A 15,837-nucleotide genomic window follows, 5' to 3' on the forward strand; every position below is an offset into this window, starting at 1 on the left:
ATGACGATTCTATCCGGAGGAGCAGCGTCAGAAGTCGGTGCCTGTTCTGTTCTGTTCTGTTCTGACAATGAGGTTAGTTGAGGTTGACGGTGGCGGTATTTAGGGACGAGGACGAGGTCTATGCCTTCCTGGGCGGGATCTTTCGGCGGGGTTTGGAGAAGGAAGGTCTGGCGGACAAGCTCGCGAATTCGGGTGTGGTGTTGCGGGTGCATTACACAGATCCGGATGCGGTTGTGACGGTGGACATGCCGAACAAGGTGGTGGAGACCGGAGCGGCCAGTACCGCGGTGCCCAACGTGGAGTTGTTCATGTCGGCAGACACGGGGAACAAGTTCTGGTTGGGGAAGGTGAACTTGACGATGGCGATGGCCAAGGGAACGGTACGTGCGAAAGGTCCGGTGCCGAAGTTGATCAAGTTGATCCCGCAGGCCAAGAACCTGTTCCCCGAGTACCGGTTGATGCTGGAGAGCCAGAATCGGCAGGACCTCATCGATGCGTGACCCTCGCCTCACCGCGGGCTGTAGGGCGGGTGTGCGATGAGGAGCACGATGCAGGACGTTGCGTTGACTGTGCCCGCGATCGTGGCCCATGCTTCGGCAGTTCATGGCGATCGCGAGGTGCTGACTGCGCGCGGACCCCGGCAGATCTCTGGGGTGTCCTATCGCGAGGTGGGTGAGCGTGCGGCACGGTTGGCAAATGCTCTGCGCCAGATCGGCATCCGTGGAGATGAGCGTGTCGCGACGTTACAGTGGAGCAACCAGGAGCATCTGGACTGTTACGCGGCGGTGCCGTCGATGGGCGCGGTGCTGCATACGTTGAACCTGCGGCTGCCGCCGGAACAGCTGACGTGGATCGCCAATCATGCCGAGGATCGGGTGATCATCGTCGACAGTACGGTGCTGGCCCTTTTGGCGGCGGCGTTGCCGTCGATGACCTCGGTGCGCACGGTGCTAGTGACCGGAACCGGCGATCTTGCCGCGGTCGAGGGGTGCGGAAAGGACGTCCTACGGTACGACGATGTGGTGGCCGCCCAGTCGAGTACGTTCGACTGGCCCGACGTCGACGAGCAGTCGGCCGCAGCGATGTGCTATACGAGCGGTACCACCGGGCACCCGAAAGGTGTTGTCTACAGCCATCGTTCGACGTGGTTGCACTCGCAGGCGGCGTGCACCTCGAATGCCTTGGGCATCGGTCATGACGACACGGTGTTGGCGATCGTTCCGATGTTCCACGCCAACGCGTGGGGGTTGCCGTATGCGGCGATGATGGCCGGCGCGCAGCTTCTGCTGCCTGACCGTTTCCTGCAGGCGGGGCCTCTAGTGGAGATGATCGAGGCGGTGCGACCGACGATGGCGGGGGCGGTGCCGACGATCTGGACCGATGTTCTGCACTACCTGCGCGACAATCCCGGCCATGACGTGAGTTCGCTGAAGATGGTGGCCTGCGGTGGTTCGGCGGTTCCGCGGTCGTTGATGACCGCCTATGACGAGCTGGGCATCCGCATTGTGCAGGCTTGGGGGATGACTGAGACTTCCCCGCTGGCCTCGGTCGCTCTGCCGCGGAGTTCTGATACCCCGGAGAGGTCGCTTCACCTGCGCGCAACCCAAGGCCGGGTGGTGGCCGGTGTGCAGGCCCGCATCGTCGATGACAGCGGTGCAGAACAACCGTGGGACGGAAAATCGGTGGGGGAGATTCAAGTCCGCGGCCCGTGGATCACTCAGTCGTATTACGAGAATGACAGTCCGGCGGCGTCGCCGGACGGGTGGTTGCGTACCGGGGACGTCGGGACGATCAGCGCGGACGCGTTCATCGCGCTGACCGACCGCTCCAAGGATGTCATCAAGTCCGGGGGCGAATGGATCTCCTCGGTGGAATTGGAGAACGAGTTGGCCGCTCACCCTGCGGTGCGCACCGCCACGGTGATTGGAGTGCCCGACGACAAGTGGCAGGAACGGCCGCTGGCGGTGGTCGTCCTGGCTGCCGACCGCACCGCCACCGCGGCGGAGCTGACCGAATTTCTGCGTGCGCGGGTGGCCAAGTGGTGGCTACCGGAACGGTGGGCGTTCGTCACCGACATTCCGCTGACTTCCACTGGCAAGTTCGACAAGAAGAAGCTGCGCCGCCAGTTCGGCGACGGTGACCTCATCATCGAGACGCTGGCGTGAATCATCAATCCACTGCGACCGAAACACTGACGTTAAGGAGACACACATGAAGACACGTGCTGCAGTGCTGTGGGGCCTAGGAGAAAAGTGGGAAGTCGAGGACATCGAGTTGGATCCTCCCGGCCCCGATGAAGTGCTCGTCCAGCTGACCGCGACCGGGTTGTGCCATTCCGACGAACACCTCGTGACCGGCGACCTGCCCATTCCGCTGCCCGTCGTCGGTGGCCACGAGGGTGCCGGCACCGTGGTCGAAGTGGGTGCGGGTGTCGAGAACGTCGCCGAGGGCGATTCGGTGATCCTGACGTTCCTGCCGTCGTGTGGGCACTGTTCCTATTGCGCGCGGGGGATGGGGAACATGTGCGACTTGGGTGCCGCGCTCATGATGGGACCCCAGATCGACGGCACTTACCGTTTCCATGCCCGGGGTGAGGACGTCGGCCAGATGTGCCTGCTGGGCACGTTCTCGGAATACACCGTGGTCCCCAAGGCGTCTCTGGTCAAAATCGACCAGGGGACACCGCTGGACAAGGCGGCGTTGATCGGGTGTGGTGTGACGACCGGGTACGGGTCGGCGGTGCGCACCGGTGAGGTGCGTGCCGGGGATACCGTGGTAGTGATCGGAGCCGGTGGCATCGGCATGAATGCGATTCAGGGTGCCCGCATCGCGGGCGCGTTGAACATCGTGGCTGTCGATCCGGTGGCGTTCAAGCGTGAACAAGCCGGCGGTTTCGGTGCGACGCATGCCGTTGCCACGATCGACGAGGCCTGGTCACTGATCAGTGACATCACCCGCGGCAAACTCGCCGATGTCTGCGTCTTGACCACCGATGTCGCCGAAGGGTCCTACATCGGCGAGGCGCTGTCCTTGGTCGGTAAACGCGGCCGTGTGGTCGTTACCGCGATCGGGCACCCCGAAGACACCTCGATGTCGGGTTCACTGCTGGAATTGACGCTGTATGAAAAGCAGATCCGCGGCGCTCTGTACGGTTCGTCGAACGCCGCCCACGACATCCCGCGGCTCGTCGAGCTCTACAACGCCGGACACCTCAAGCTGGATGAGCTGATCACCCGTGAGTACACCCTCGATCAGATCAACGAAGGCTACGCGGATATGCGATCGGGCCGCAACATCCGAGGACTCATCCGATTCTGATAAAGCAGCCGAAGCGCGGGAGCGCGACCACGGGAGCAAGCGAGCTGAGTACAACGGTTGAGTGCTGCGCGTCTGTGGCTCTTACCGTTGACGTGTTGATGCAGGACTAGCGATCGAAAGTCAATGTGCCCCATCGCCATAGGCGGTCGAGATGCGCGGCTGAGGTTGGCTGCGGTCACGCGTGTTGGTGTTGGCACCTACTGTCAGCCGGGAAGCCGTGATGAAACGTAGCTTTTGACGAGTCTCAACAGTGCTACTGACAAGGAAGGAAGCGGCGATGACGAGGATTCAAATTCCCTATCCCCATAGGAGGGGAGGGCACTGTGGTTCCGGTGCGCTTCGTGACCTTACTGAATGGGCCCAACTCGGATGGGGGACAGAAGCACTCAGTGAAGGATTGGTCTTCACCCTCGGCGGAGCCTTGGACTTCTCGTACGTCCGCTCTACGCAGTTGTTCCCCCAGGTGTACCTGGTAGGACGAGGAAGCGACCTGGAACAGGATTACCTCTCCCGGGTTGGCGCAAAGTTCGTCGTGCGATCGACCGATGACCCGGACGTGGGATGGGCATTTGTGACCGACGAAATCGACAAAGGTCGACCCGTCATGGTCTGGGCTGACATCGGCGAACTTCCTTACCTGCGCGTCCGATTGCACATGAGCCGTCACGACATTGTCATCACCGGATACGATGACGAACAACGGGTCGCCTATGTGGTCGATAATGACCGCGAGACAACCCAGACGGTGGCCTACGACGACCTACGCCGGGCGCGGTCCTCGGTCGGGTTTCCCACACCTACCCGGCACACCACATATCACGTCGACTGGCCAGAGCGAGTGCCAGACCTTGGGCCGATCGCGGCCGCTGCACTCGCCGCGAGCGCAGCGTTCATGCGCGGCGGTGCCGTAGGTGCGCCGCTACTGCGCATCGAGGCAGCTGAAGTCGAATCTTCCGGTTTGAAGGGTGTGCAGGACTTCGCCGATGACGTAGGGCATTGGCCAACGCTGTTCGATGACGATGCCCTGACCGCGGCATTGTTCGGGCTCGGGGCGTTCATCGAGAAAGCCGGTACCGGCGGCGGGCTCTTTCGTACGCTGCAGGCAGACGGTTGCCAGAACATCGCCGATCTCCTAGATGACGCCGCCACTGCCGAAGCGGCTGCCGCGGCCCGACATGCTTCCAAAGCGTGGTCTACGCTTGCGGCCGCAGCCACGGATGCCGGCACATCGCTACGGAGTCGTAGTCTAGCTGCGGCCAAAGTCGCCGCGACGATCCCGGACGCCGAAACGCGCCTCGTCGAAGCCCTCGAAACGGCCAGTCGATCCGTTGGCACTGTCGATACCGGCATCGAAGCTCATCTGAAAGGCTATCCGTGAGTGGCACTTCAAATCAATCGAGTTTCCTGAAGACTACTGGTTTCTCGATTGGCAGCATGACGATGTTCAGCGCTTCGCCCAGAACGCGGTCGGTGACGTTCGTGACCCTTGTGCAGAAGGCGAGGTTGACCGTCACCGCTGTGGGGGACAGGATTTGGTATGACCCCTATAGCACCGACGACGACCCCGAGCATTATCGGGCGAGCTATGCGGCGACAGCGTCGAGGGCGTATTGCGGGGCAGGACCAAATGGCTGATAGTGACGGAACTGGAAGGTGTACCGCAGCGATGATCTCGGCGGGCTAACGAGTCCTTTACATACTCTTCGGGCGATCAGCCCAGCCGACGTCGGCGCAGTTCTTCAGTCGCATGGTGGTCCATGCACTGCGTGGTCCTATTTAGGAGGATTTCGTCATCGACGAGCAAGCGGAAGAAGATTCGGCCATCGCGTGGTGGCATAACTTTCAGAATCGTGTTATCGCCGCCGACGGCGACTACCTCGATGCGCACCATCCGTGGTGCCTTGGTTGCGGCACAGACAATCCGCACGGTCATCGCCTGCGAGCGCGTCGGCGTGGCGACGGGGTGGGCGCCAGGCATATCTTCGACGGCCGACATCGCGGCGCACCCGGGATCGCACACGGCGGCGCAGTCATGACGGTTCTTGACGACACGGTGGGCATGCTGCTCTACGTCGTCGGTGAGATGGCCGTCACCCGTAAGCTCGACACCGAGTTCTTCGCGCCGGTATTGCTGGGGGTTCCCTACGAGGTCAGCGCGGAGCTCGTGTCCAGAACCGGCCGGAAACTCGAAGTGCGGACAGAATTGCGCGAGGAAGCCACCGGCCAGCTGGTCGCGTCCGCGTCCGGGTTATTCGTCGTCGTCACGCTGGATCACTTCACTAGCTCCATACAGAAGGCGTCGTCAATACGCTGCACTGCGCGACCACCCTGGGAAGGATGACTCAACCCGTAAATCTGCTCATTTTTCAACCGGCGCAGGCTGCTCAGGATTGAACCGGGGCCGACAGGGGGTTTGCTAAGCAAACGCGTACTCGACCACATCGTGGTGTACCAGCCTTCGGTAGCGTGACGCCGCAGCGTGTCGGCGAAAATACCGCCGGTCTCATCTGTTGTGGCCCGCCGGGGAGTTGATATCGACCTGGATGTGCGAAGCGGCCGGGTCAGGTTTCTGGCCGAGGGTATACAGGCCAAGACTGCCGAGAAAACCCGCACAATGCTCGATAAGCACTTCGGTCGATAGGTTTAGTTGTCCGTCTATCCAGCGACGGAGAATCTCGAACAGGCCCCCGACACCGTAGGTAGCGGCGAGATCTGCGACCTGAATCACCTCGCTGGGTATATCGAGATGCAGGCGGGCCTCTCTGAGGACGAGCTCCGCAAATTCGGACATCAGTTCGCTTCGCAGCTGCCGAAGCAGGGGTTCAGCGCCCGATTCGACAAACAATATGCGGGCCATGCTGGGATCGTTCTCGATCATCTGAACCAGGGCCTTTATCGGAGCGTAAGCGAGTTCTTGAGGAGCAACGGTGTCATCCGGTATCGCCTTGGTGATCACGGCTTGGAAGGTGGTGGAGATCTTGGTGAACATCGCACGCAGGAGCGCGTCTCTGTCGCGAAACTGCTGGTAGAAGTACCGGCTCGTCACTCCTGACTCCGTACACACAGCGGTCACGGTGCACGCGGCGGCTCCCTGCTTGCCCATGAGCGCGACCGCGGCGTCAATCAGCAGTGCGCGGCGCTGCGCATCGCGTTGAGTTGCGGACAGCCCGCCATAAACACGTGCTGGACTCATGCCCTACATTCTGGCAGTCTCATGTGACAAGGCCTAAAGTCAGATCACGCAACGGAGGAAGGACCCCGTCAAGATGCCGGAAGATCGAGCCTCGACCAAGAGCCGTGTATTGCCAAAACCCCGGCGCGTTCGTTTCCCCATGCCCACCTCCACGAAGCGGCGACACTTCGTGGATGGCGACCTGGTGATGAGCCATTTCATCTCGGTGCTTTCTGCGACCTTCCCGGAAGGGGAAGACTTCTTCATCCGCTCGGTCAAGTATTTCCAGAGTTCCATCGACGATCCCCAATTGCTGACAGCGGTCAAGGGTTTCATCGGGCAAGAGGCCACACACCGACACCAGCATCGGCTCCTCAACGAACGGCTCCAGGCCATGGGTTATCCGACCGCGCGGATCGACCGCCACGTCGCACGCCTGATCAAGCGATTGGAGCGGCGCTTTTCGCCAGAAATGCGGCTGTCGATGACCTCTGCATTGGAGCACTACACCGCGACGCTCGCTGAAATCATTCTCACCAGCGATGACGCGCAGAAGCTCATCGGACAGACAGAGGTTCGACCGATTCTGCTGTGGCATGCGTTCGAGGAGTCGGAGCACAAAGCCGTCGCCTTCGACGCCTATCGGCTGATTGGAGGCACCGAGCGCACCCGCGTACGGGGCATGCGGATCGCCTCTGCAATTCTGTTCGGCGAACTCATTCTGCAGACTGCGCTGTCGATGGCCTCTGACAAGGCCTCGTATAACCCGGTCACGTTGGTGCGTAGCCTACGTCGCTTCAGTCGCACCCCGATGTTCACCGCCGATGCGCTGCAGCGATTCCGTTCGTACAACCGCCCCGGCTTCCACCCTGATGATTGGGACAGCACCGCGGTCCTGGAGCGATGGAGCAAGGAACTGTTCGACCAAGACGGCTCACAGAAGGTCATCGCTCAGCCGGGGTAGCAAAAGTGCGTGAGGAGGGCGACGCAGAAAGACACTGTTTCTGCGTCGTTCCTCCAAACAAGCGACAGCGCGCCTGTCGTCACGGATTGGATGCCCGGTGGCGGGTCAAGGCGACAGTCATACAGACAAGTGCAGTCGGCCTCGAAACTCACGGAAAGGTTAAGCCTCAGCCGCTGACGACGTAGCGTTGAGCCAAGGTTTCAGCCAGTCGGCTCGTGTGCGCGACCACTTCCTTTTCGGTCACCGCGAGCAAACCGGAGTGCCAGGCCGTGATGACTTCGACGAACCCCCCCACCGCAACCAAAGTGTCCATACGAAGGGCCGTCTCGTCGGCGTCTTCTCTGAGATGTGGCCGGCTTGCCTCGACGACCAACTGCGTTGCGTCCTGCAGCGCCACAGCGCGGCGATCTTGCAGCGGTGAGCTACCTACATGCTGAGCGAGGAGGATGTGCGCCCGGCCAGGATCGCGTGCGATCCGGTCGACCACGATGGCGATCGCCGCGGTGATGGTTTCGATCGGCGGCCGATCCACACGCTCGTCGAAGAGCGCGGAAACCTCGCCGAGCATGTCATTGCGAACGCCATCCCACGCTGCGACGAGAAGATCCTCGCGCGTCTTGAAGTCCTCGTAGAAGTATCGATCGTTGAGCCCTGTCCGGGCGCACACGCCGCGCATAGTCACTGCGGCCCAACCGCTCTCACTCCAAATCTCGGTCGCAGCCTCGATCAATTGCTGCCGTCGCTCTGCTCGACGCTCAGCACCGGTCCGACCACCCCAGCGCGTGTTTCTCGACCGCACATCAAACATCTTGACAAAACGTCGGGCTCACGACCAAACTGGTGGCATGCGACACCAATGGTGGCTGATGCCCCCAAATCAATGGTCTCCCGCACCGGAAATCAGTGTCGCGATCCGAAAGGCAAGCAGATGAGGTTCTTGCCGTTCGGTAGTTCACCAGGTAGAACCCACCGCGCCCACGCAGTAGTCACAGGCGCAGGGAGCGGTATCGGCCGCGCGTTCGCCGTTGAGCTTGCACGCCGAGGTGGACGTGTTGTGTGTGCGGACAAAGACCCCATCACTGCGAAAGAGTCGGCCGAGTTGGTGAGGCAGGCCGGCGGCGAGGGTTTCGACGTCGTATGCGACGTCACCGACCTTGAGCAGGTCCGTAACCTCGCTGATGCCAGTGAAGACTGGTTTGGCAAGGCGGCGAGCCTGGTGATCAACAACGCCGGAATCGGTGCGGGCGGCAATCGCATCGGCGCTACGTCGGTCGAGGACTGGAACGCTGCGATTTCTGTCAACCTTTGGGGTGTTATCTACGGGTGCGAGACTTTCGTTCCCCGGCTCCGGAGCAACGGCCGTGGCGGAGTGATCAATGTGGCGTCCGCCGCGAGTTTCGGCTCGGCGCCCCGAATGGGGGCATACAACGTGAGTAAGGCCGGAGTGCTCGCTCTGTCCGAGACCTTGGCGGCCGAACTGAGCGGTACTAACGTCAATGTCACAGTGCTTTGCCCCACCTTCGTCAAGACGAACATCGCCAAAAATCCTCAGATTGAGGAGTCGGCGGCGAAACTCGCGACCAACCTGATGAGGTGGACCGGCATTTCGCCGGATCAAGTGGCTCGAACGACCTTGAACGCGCACGATCGCGGACAAATCTATGTAGTGCCCCAACTGGACGCGAAAATTTTGTGGCAACTGAAAAGAGCTTTACCCGGTCAGTTTACGCGGGCGTTGGGGCTGGTGGAGCGCGTGGCCTCATGGAACGATCCAGCCGAACAGAGGGAGCAGTGAAATGGCGTTCGCATATAGCGACATGCTCGAGACGATCAAGAACAAGCAATGGGCTCTCGCCGATATCGATTGGGGCGCCCCTGGTGCGGAGTTGATCACCGACGAACAGCGTCCCAAACTCAAGCAATTCATGTCCGACGTGGTGTGGATTGAGCATGTCGGAGCGCGCGCCTTTGCTGCGATGGCCCCGAAGGCGCCCTTCGAAGCGCTCGGAGACATTTACCGTTACTTTCACGCCGAGGAGCAGCGTCACGCCAACGCCGAACTTGCTCTGATGCGTCGCTGGGGCATGATCGAGGAAGGCGAAAAGCCTGTACCGAATAAGAACATCCGTCTCGTGATCGAGTGGCTAGATCGGTACGCTGAGGCTCTTCCTCTGACTGTCATCGGCGCCGCGATTCCCGCACTGGAGACCGCGCTGGACGGGGCCCTGCTGAAATTTCTCCTTGATGAGGTCGACGACCCAATTTGCGGGGAAGTATTCAATAAGGTCAACAGCGACGAATCGCGGCACCTTGCAGTAGGTTTTCAAGTCCTGAATGACCTCGGCGCCAGTCCCATGCGAATCCATGCAATCCAAACGGTCGGCGCTGTGATGGACCCCCGTATTCTCACTGGCGCGTTGCTGTATATACCGCTTCTCACGCGCATGTTGATGAATCTCAACGCGATGGGGCTATCCGAAGAGAAGCTGTACAACGCGGTGACGCGATATGGCAATGTCGGGGACCGCAGTGAGCACACGCGGAGGGTGCCTGGATATCACATCTTGAAGGCCCACATGTCCTCCTCGATCAAGCGGTCCCAACCCCTTCACTTCGTTTCCCAGCGCTTAGGCAATGCGATCGACATCTTCCCCGTGCAAGTACTCGGGCGACCGCCTTCATGGACGGATGAACTGACCTATGAACCGGTCGCTAAATGACGGACACGGTAACGACTTTGATCGTCGGCGCCGGCTTCGCGGGTATCGGTACGGCGATGAGAATGCTTCAAGCGGGCGTTAACGACTTTGTCATCTTGGAGCGATCACATCGCGTCGGGGGCACCTGGCGTGACAACACTTACCCCGGCGCCGCCTGCGACATTCCGTCATTGCTGTACTCCTACTCGTTCGAGCCGAACCCAGGCTGGACTCGCGCATACTCGGGGAGCGCAGAGATCCTCGCCTATATCGACGCGATTGTCGCGAAATACGATCTTGGGAGGTTCATTCATTTCGGTGCGGACGTGAGTGCACTGGAATTCGACGAGGATGCCGGAGAGTGGGTTGTCGACACGACCGGCGGCAGGCGGTATCGGGGCCGTTCAGTCGTGATGGCTAGCGGACCACTTGCTGACGCCAGTTTCCCGGATATTCGTGGCATCGAGTCGTACGAGGGGAAAAAGATTCACAGTGCTCGGTGGGACCACTCCTATGACATGAGCGGTAAGAGGGTGGCGGTTATCGGGACCGGGGCGAGCGCTGTGCAGATCATCCCCGAATTAGTCGGGTTGGCGGCGTCGGTCAAGGTGTTTCAGAGGACGCCCGGTTGGGTGCTACCGAGGGTCAATTTCCGGCATCCGGCCTGGGCGCGTTCGACTTTCAAGCGCACGCCGGCAACCGAACAGGCCCTACGAGGTGCGTGGTTTTGGGCGCATGAGGTCATGGCCGTGGGCATGGTTTGGGATACCGCTGCAACATCTGTCATCCAAGCGGTCGCAAAGGCGAATCTGCGTCGGCAGGTGAAGGACACCTGGTTGAGACGTCAACTAACGCCGCAGTTCAGACCTGGGTGCAAACGCATGCTTATGACTAGCGACTATTACCCTGCGCTCCAGGCCGATAACTGCAAACTCGTCAGCTGGCCGATCGCCACACTGGCTCCGAACGGAATTCGAACCGCCGACGGCATCGAGCATGAGGTGGACTGCATAGTATTCGCGACAGGCTTCGATGTGTGTAAACGCGGTACGCCATTTCCGATCCGGGGGCGCGACGGGCGAAAACTCGAAGACGAGTGGTCTGAGGGGAGATTTGCCTACAAGAGCGTGAGTGTGGCCGGCTATCCGAATTTGTTCTTCACTTTCGGGCCTAATTCCGGTCCTGGCCACAACTCCGCTCTTCTATATATGGAGGCGGCAATCGATTACATCGTAAAAGCAATCGAGCTCTTGCGCGACCAAGGCAACGGAGTCCATACCCTGGATGTGAAAGAGAATAGCCAAAACGCGTACCACTCCAATATTCAGCGGCGGTTACGGCGCACCACATGGAACTCGGGTTGCAACAGCTGGTATTTGACGGAGGATGGCTATAACGGCACGATGTATCCCGGCTTTGCGACTCAGTTCATTAGGGAACTGTCCCGTCTGGATATGCGCGATTACGAGATCACTCGGCGTGACGATGCTGACCTGAAGTTGACACAAACACGCTGAACCGAAGCAGCGGATATAGGTTGGACATCGAAGCGCACGTGAGGAAGTAATGGGTTCTGAGTCTGGGCAGCACTACGAAATTGCAATAGTCGGAGCCGGGTTTTCTGGGATTGGTACAGCGATCAGCCTGTTGAAGGCCGGATTTACGGATTTTCTGGTAGTCGATGAAGCCGATGGCGTCGGCGGTACATGGCACTGGAATACGTATCCGGGAATAGCGGTCGATATTCCGTCCTATAGTTACCAGTTCTCTTATGAGATGCGAACATCCTGGTCACGAACTTATGCTCACGGGAATGAGCTGAAGGCTTATGCAGAGCGGTGCGTAGAAAAATACGGACTCCAAAATTACATCCGGTTCAACACGACTGTGGACGAGGCTTGTTTCGACGAATGCGCAGCACTATGGCGGCTGAGCTGCTCCTCTGGTCAGAATCTGACCGCGCGTTTTGTGATAAATTGCTCTGGCGTCCTCAGTCGGCCGAAGTGGCCTGATATTCCAGGAGTGCGCGACTTCGCCGGCGTGACGCTGCATACGGCCAGATGGGACCATACGAAAGATCTCACCGGTAAGCGGGTGGCGGTGATCGGGACTGGGGCATCTGCGGTGCAGCTGATTCCCGAAGTCGCGAAGATCGCATCAAGTCTGACGGTATTCCAGCGAACGCCGATTTACTGCTTGCCGAAGCCGGATTTCTCCATACCGAGCTGGGCCGCGACAGTGATGCGGTTGGTGCCGGGGGCACAGCTGATGACGCGCACTGCGAGTCAGGTGTTCGTCGAGTTCACATTTCCCATCGCAGCTCATTTTCACTCGTTGATCCCTGTGTCGGATCTCATGGAAGAGGCGGCGAAACGCTATATGCGTCGGGCGGTCGATGATCCGGTGACTCGAGACCAACTCATTCCTCGCTATTCGTTGGGTTGTAAGCGACCGAGTTTCCACAATTCCTATCTCGCGACGTACAACCGTCGCAATGTTTCGCTCGAGACCAGCGGCATCACCCATGTCGACCATGCCTCGGTTCACACTGAAGATGGCAAGAATTATCCGATCGATGTCATGGTCTTGGCCACCGGGTTCAAAGTGATGGAGTCGGGCAATATGCCGACTTATGTGCTGAAGGGACGCGGTGGAGTGGAGCAGTCTGCTTGGTGGGATGAGCACCGCCTCCAAGCCTTCGAGGGTGTGAGCGTCCCAGGGTTCCCGAATCACTTCAATATCTTCGGCCCCTATGGTTACAACGGCTCCTCGTACTTCACACTCATCGAGGCGCAAAGTCGGCATATCGTCCGCTGTCTTCGTCGTGCGCGCACGCTGAAGGCTGATCACGTAGAGGTCAGACAGCAGGCGAACGACCGCTACTTCGGTGACATGATTAGCCGCCGACATCGACAGGTTTTCTGGCAGCCGAGCTGTTCCAATGCCAACAGTTACTATTTCGACAAACACGGCGATGTTCCGTTGCGTCCGTCAACTACCCTGGAGACTTACTGGCGTAGCCGCACCTTCCGGCTCTCCGATTACCGATTTGAACGTCGCGCAGAATCCGTTGGCGCACGGTGACCAACACTGATGCGGCGGACCGGCGCCCCAGTCTTGCAAGTCATTTCGTGGCAATGACTTCGCGAAACACACTGCGTCCGCTGTCGCAACTCATCCCGTCGAGCGCCCACGGCCTCGCGGTGATGGATCGCGTACTCCGGATGGCGCTTGTGGGATCGCGGCCCCGCCGAAGCGTGGCGGTTCGCACAATAGATACCGAGTTCGCCGGGAATCAGATACGCGGGGATTGGATCACTTCTCCTGCGGTCGATCCACACGCGGTTCCGTTGCTCTATATTTATGGCGGCGCCTACTCCATGTGCTCACCGGCTACCCACCGCGGCCTGCTCGGTGAACTTGCCTCCGCGAGCGGTCGGCCCATCTTTGCCGTGAGGTATCGGCTAGCTCCACGCTATCCCTTTCCCGCTGCCGCCGACGATGCACTGAACGCATACCGCTGGCTCGTCACCGGGCAGCCATCGGCTTCCGGCGAACGCGGTGTTGCGGTGGCCGGGGACTCGGCGGGCGGCCAGCTCACGATGGCCACCGCCCTTGGCGCACGTAGTGACGGACTGCCGCTGCCGGATTCGATGCTTCTCATGTCTCCGGTCCTGGATCTGACATGTGAACTCGCGAGGGCACGCGAACTTCGCCGCCGTGATCCTTTCGCCTCTGCTCGGTCCGCGGCCCGCGCTCTTGACCTGTACGTGGCTGGTGCAGATCACCGCAATGAGCGACTCAGCGTGCTCGACGCAGACCTCAGGTCCATGCCACCGATCCTGATTCAGGTAGGCGGAAGAGAAATGTTGATCGATGACTCGAGGCATCTTGCCGACCGTCTCCGATCGGCCGGATCAAGCGTTGAGATACAGGTGTACCGGGGACAGATCCACGTGTTCCAAGCCATGTTCCGAATCCTGCCCGAGGCTCGTGAGGCGATCCACCGCGCTGGAAACTTCCTGAAAGCTTCGGCCCACCGGTGAAAGTGTTGGGACCGTGGATGCTCCACTGCCACCGCGCCATCAACTGCTTCTTAGCTGTCTCATGACAGGCGGCTTTGCGAGGGATCCCCGAGGACACGATCCGTCGATAGTGATCATCGGGGCCGGCGTCGCGGGTATCGCCATGGCCCATCAGCTGAAGAGAGACGGATTCACCAACTTCACCATGGTGGAACAGGCTGCAGACATCGGCGGCGTCTGGCGCGACAACACCTATCCAGGAGCGGCTTGCGACGTGCCGTCAGCGTTGTACTCACTCTCGGACAAGCCCAACACTCGTTGGTCGAGACGTTATGCAGAACAGCCCGAGATACTCCAATATCTTCGCCGACTCGTCCTGGCCGACGGAATGGACCTGCAGCTGCGCACGCGGACCGAAGTCGTCGAGATGACCTTCGATGAACAGGCCGGCCGTTGGCGTTTGGTGACCGGATCCAGCGAGACGATCTGGTGCGATGTCGTGATTTCGGCCGTGGGGCAGCTCTCGCGACCTCATACGCCGAATATTGCCGGCGAAGACACCTTCGAGGGGCCGCGTTTTCATTCGGCGCGTTGGGACCATTCGGTATCGCTGCGCGGCAAGGAAGTAGCCGTCATCGGGACAGGCGCAAGCGCGATACAGTTTGTGCCACGGATCGCACACGAGGCACAGCGCGTAACGCTGTATCAGCGCACGGCGCCTTGGATTTTGCCGAAGTGGGACAGCAGGTACGGACGTCTTCACCAACAGCTGATTAAGGTTCTGCCGCTGTGGCTGCGTCTTGAGCGTTTCGCGGTATGGCTGATTTTTGAAGTGCTCGCAGTGACGTTGGTCGACGCGAAGCCCTTGTCACGCATTCTCGGCGCGGTCGCCCGCTACCACCTCCATCGGCAGGTTGCCGATCCAATGCTGCGCCGGCAACTCACGCCATCAGATGCGCCGGGGTGCAAGCGGGTGTTGTTCTCGAATGATTACTACCCCGCGATTGCCAACGGTGAAGTCTCGTTGGTGACCAACGCGGTTGCGAAGCTTTGCGACAAGGGAGTCGTGACCGACGATGGCGTACTCCATCGCGCGGATGTCGTCATTTACGGAACAGGTTTCCGCGCTACCGACTTCCTCGCCCCGATGCGTGTTCGCGGCTGGGGCGGAGTGACTCTGGACGAGGTGTGGGGGACGCAGGCGCACGCATACCTGGGCATTACAGTCCCGATGTTCCCGAATCTCTTTCTCCTCTATGGCCCGAACACGAATGTCGGTTCCGGGTCGATCATTTACATGATCGAGTCTCAGGTCCGCTATGTCGGTGCCCTCATCAAGATTTTGGCGAGTGACCCAGGGCGTACGGTCGACGTCAGGCCAGACATCGAGCAAAGCTACAACACACGATTGAGCCGGCGGCTGCGAAGGTCGGTGTGGGCGCTTTGCGCGAGCTGGTACACGACCTCGAGTGGCGCGATCCCGACGAACTGGCCTGGGCCTACATTTGCCTACCGGATCCTCACCCGCAAACCACGCAGTCACGATTATCTATTCAGGCACGTTGAACGCCTTCAGTTAGACGGCCCGAGTGAGAACCGCGCGAGGCTGCGCAGATGATCCGGGTCGCAGGCGGTGTCTAACATTTCACTGTTAACTGT

Annotated in this window: 15 protein-coding genes; 12 read left to right on the forward strand and 3 right to left on the reverse strand. The window is 60.2% G+C overall.

Annotated features, from left to right (window positions below):
* The first annotated feature begins 89 nt into the window (after positions 1-89).
* The 4 genes from AU194_RS00625 (at position 90) to AU194_RS00640 (ending at position 4,696) form a co-directional block, all read left to right on the forward strand.
* The gene (locus AU194_RS00625) at positions 90-500 is read left to right on the forward strand and encodes an SCP2 sterol-binding domain-containing protein (protein ID WP_016889191.1); all 411 of its coding nucleotides are present in this window, start codon (positions 90-92) and stop codon (positions 498-500) included.
* Positions 501-548: 48 nt separating this feature from the next.
* Entirely contained in the window at positions 549-2,165 is a 1,617-nt protein-coding gene (locus AU194_RS00630) for a fatty acid--CoA ligase (protein ID WP_081288818.1), read from the forward strand.
* Positions 2,166-2,211: 46 nt separating this feature from the next.
* Positions 2,212-3,318, forward strand: coding sequence for an NDMA-dependent alcohol dehydrogenase (locus AU194_RS00635; protein WP_046188899.1), 1,107 nt, complete (start codon positions 2,212-2,214; stop codon positions 3,316-3,318).
* Between the two features lie 277 nt (positions 3,319-3,595).
* The gene (locus tag AU194_RS00640; RefSeq protein ID WP_046188921.1) at positions 3,596-4,696 is read left to right on the forward strand and encodes a BtrH N-terminal domain-containing protein; all 1,101 of its coding nucleotides are present in this window, start codon (positions 3,596-3,598) and stop codon (positions 4,694-4,696) included.
* Between the two features lie 333 nt (positions 4,697-5,029).
* Here AU194_RS00640 and AU194_RS32930 read toward each other — a convergent pair whose 3' ends face one another.
* On the reverse strand, positions 5,030-5,314 hold the full coding sequence (locus AU194_RS32930; protein ID WP_012394823.1) for a hypothetical protein: 285 nt from the start codon (positions 5,312-5,314) through the stop codon (positions 5,030-5,032).
* Between AU194_RS32930 and AU194_RS32815 the strand changes: the two genes are divergently transcribed.
* Positions 5,282-5,659, forward strand: coding sequence for a PaaI family thioesterase (locus AU194_RS32815; RefSeq protein ID WP_016889187.1), 378 nt, complete (start codon positions 5,282-5,284; stop codon positions 5,657-5,659). The two genes, AU194_RS32930 and AU194_RS32815, sit on opposite strands and share 33 nt — an antisense overlap.
* Before the next feature lie 162 nt (positions 5,660-5,821).
* On the opposite strand, the gene AU194_RS00655 is transcribed toward AU194_RS32815, so the two are convergent.
* Entirely contained in the window at positions 5,822-6,511 is a 690-nt protein-coding gene (locus AU194_RS00655) for a TetR/AcrR family transcriptional regulator (RefSeq protein ID WP_012394821.1), read from the reverse strand.
* Positions 6,512-6,584: 73 nt separating this feature from the next.
* Between AU194_RS00655 and AU194_RS00660 the strand changes: the two genes are divergently transcribed.
* Positions 6,585-7,454: a metal-dependent hydrolase gene (locus AU194_RS00660; protein WP_012394820.1), complete on the forward strand. Its 870-nt coding sequence runs from the start codon at positions 6,585-6,587 to the stop codon at positions 7,452-7,454.
* Between the two features lie 166 nt (positions 7,455-7,620).
* Here the strand turns inward: AU194_RS00660 and AU194_RS00665 are convergent, their stop codons facing one another.
* Positions 7,621-8,184, reverse strand: a complete 564-nt coding sequence (locus tag AU194_RS00665) for a TetR/AcrR family transcriptional regulator (protein ID WP_046188895.1) — start codon at positions 8,182-8,184, stop codon at positions 7,621-7,623.
* Positions 8,185-8,382: 198 nt separating this feature from the next.
* On the opposite strand from AU194_RS00665, the gene AU194_RS00670 reads away from it, so the two are divergent.
* The 6 genes from AU194_RS00670 to AU194_RS00690 all read left to right on the forward strand — a co-directional run bounded on the left by AU194_RS00670 (position 8,383) and on the right by AU194_RS00690 (position 15,796).
* A complete protein-coding gene (locus AU194_RS00670; protein WP_012394818.1) occupies positions 8,383-9,249 on the forward strand; it encodes an SDR family NAD(P)-dependent oxidoreductase in 867 nt (288 codons plus the stop codon).
* A 1-nt stretch (position 9,250) separates the two neighbouring features.
* Complete coding sequence (locus AU194_RS00675) at positions 9,251-10,174, forward strand: hypothetical protein (protein ID WP_012394817.1); 924 nt, start codon at positions 9,251-9,253, stop codon at positions 10,172-10,174.
* Complete coding sequence (locus tag AU194_RS00680) at positions 10,171-11,670, forward strand: NAD(P)/FAD-dependent oxidoreductase (RefSeq protein ID WP_046189498.1); 1,500 nt, start codon at positions 10,171-10,173, stop codon at positions 11,668-11,670. The genes AU194_RS00675 and AU194_RS00680 overlap by 4 nt, the downstream gene beginning before the upstream one ends.
* A gap of 49 nt (positions 11,671-11,719) precedes the next feature.
* Positions 11,720-13,237, forward strand: coding sequence for an NAD(P)/FAD-dependent oxidoreductase (locus AU194_RS30830; RefSeq protein ID WP_046189499.1), 1,518 nt, complete (start codon positions 11,720-11,722; stop codon positions 13,235-13,237).
* The gene (locus tag AU194_RS00685) at positions 13,234-14,199 is read left to right on the forward strand and encodes an alpha/beta hydrolase (RefSeq protein WP_059087304.1); all 966 of its coding nucleotides are present in this window, start codon (positions 13,234-13,236) and stop codon (positions 14,197-14,199) included. The genes AU194_RS30830 and AU194_RS00685 overlap by 4 nt, the downstream gene beginning before the upstream one ends.
* 61 nt (positions 14,200-14,260) lie before the next feature.
* Positions 14,261-15,796 carry an NAD(P)/FAD-dependent oxidoreductase gene (locus AU194_RS00690; RefSeq protein ID WP_046190475.1) on the forward strand — a complete coding sequence of 512 codons (1,536 nt, stop codon included), beginning with the start codon at positions 14,261-14,263 and terminating at the stop codon, positions 15,794-15,796.
* The last annotated feature ends 41 nt before the right edge of the window (positions 15,797-15,837 follow it).

Origin of the sequence: Mycobacterium sp. GA-2829, from assembly GCF_001499965.1 — a bacterium.
GTDB lineage: Bacteria > Actinomycetota > Actinomycetes > Mycobacteriales > Mycobacteriaceae > Mycobacterium.

Coding starts and splice junctions, on each gene's coding strand:
- AU194_RS00690 (WP_046190475.1), top strand. CDS start 14,261: ATGACAGGCGGCTTTGCGAGGGATCCCCGAGGACACGATCCGTCGATA.
- AU194_RS00630 (WP_081288818.1), top strand. CDS start 549: ATGCAGGACGTTGCGTTGACTGTGCCCGCGATCGTGGCCCATGCTTCG.
- AU194_RS00640 (WP_046188921.1), top strand. CDS start 3,596: ATGACGAGGATTCAAATTCCCTATCCCCATAGGAGGGGAGGGCACTGT.
- AU194_RS00675 (WP_012394817.1), top strand. CDS start 9,251: ATGGCGTTCGCATATAGCGACATGCTCGAGACGATCAAGAACAAGCAA.
- AU194_RS00655 (WP_012394821.1), bottom strand. CDS start 6,511: ATGAGTCCAGCACGTGTTTATGGCGGGCTGTCCGCAACTCAACGCGAT.
- AU194_RS30830 (WP_046189499.1), top strand. CDS start 11,720: ATGGGTTCTGAGTCTGGGCAGCACTACGAAATTGCAATAGTCGGAGCC.
- AU194_RS00670 (WP_012394818.1), top strand. CDS start 8,383: ATGAGGTTCTTGCCGTTCGGTAGTTCACCAGGTAGAACCCACCGCGCC.
- AU194_RS32930 (WP_012394823.1), bottom strand. CDS start 5,314: ATGTCGGCCGTCGAAGATATGCCTGGCGCCCACCCCGTCGCCACGCCG.
- AU194_RS00660 (WP_012394820.1), top strand. CDS start 6,585: ATGCCGGAAGATCGAGCCTCGACCAAGAGCCGTGTATTGCCAAAACCC.
- AU194_RS00680 (WP_046189498.1), top strand. CDS start 10,171: ATGACGGACACGGTAACGACTTTGATCGTCGGCGCCGGCTTCGCGGGT.
- AU194_RS00635 (WP_046188899.1), top strand. CDS start 2,212: ATGAAGACACGTGCTGCAGTGCTGTGGGGCCTAGGAGAAAAGTGGGAA.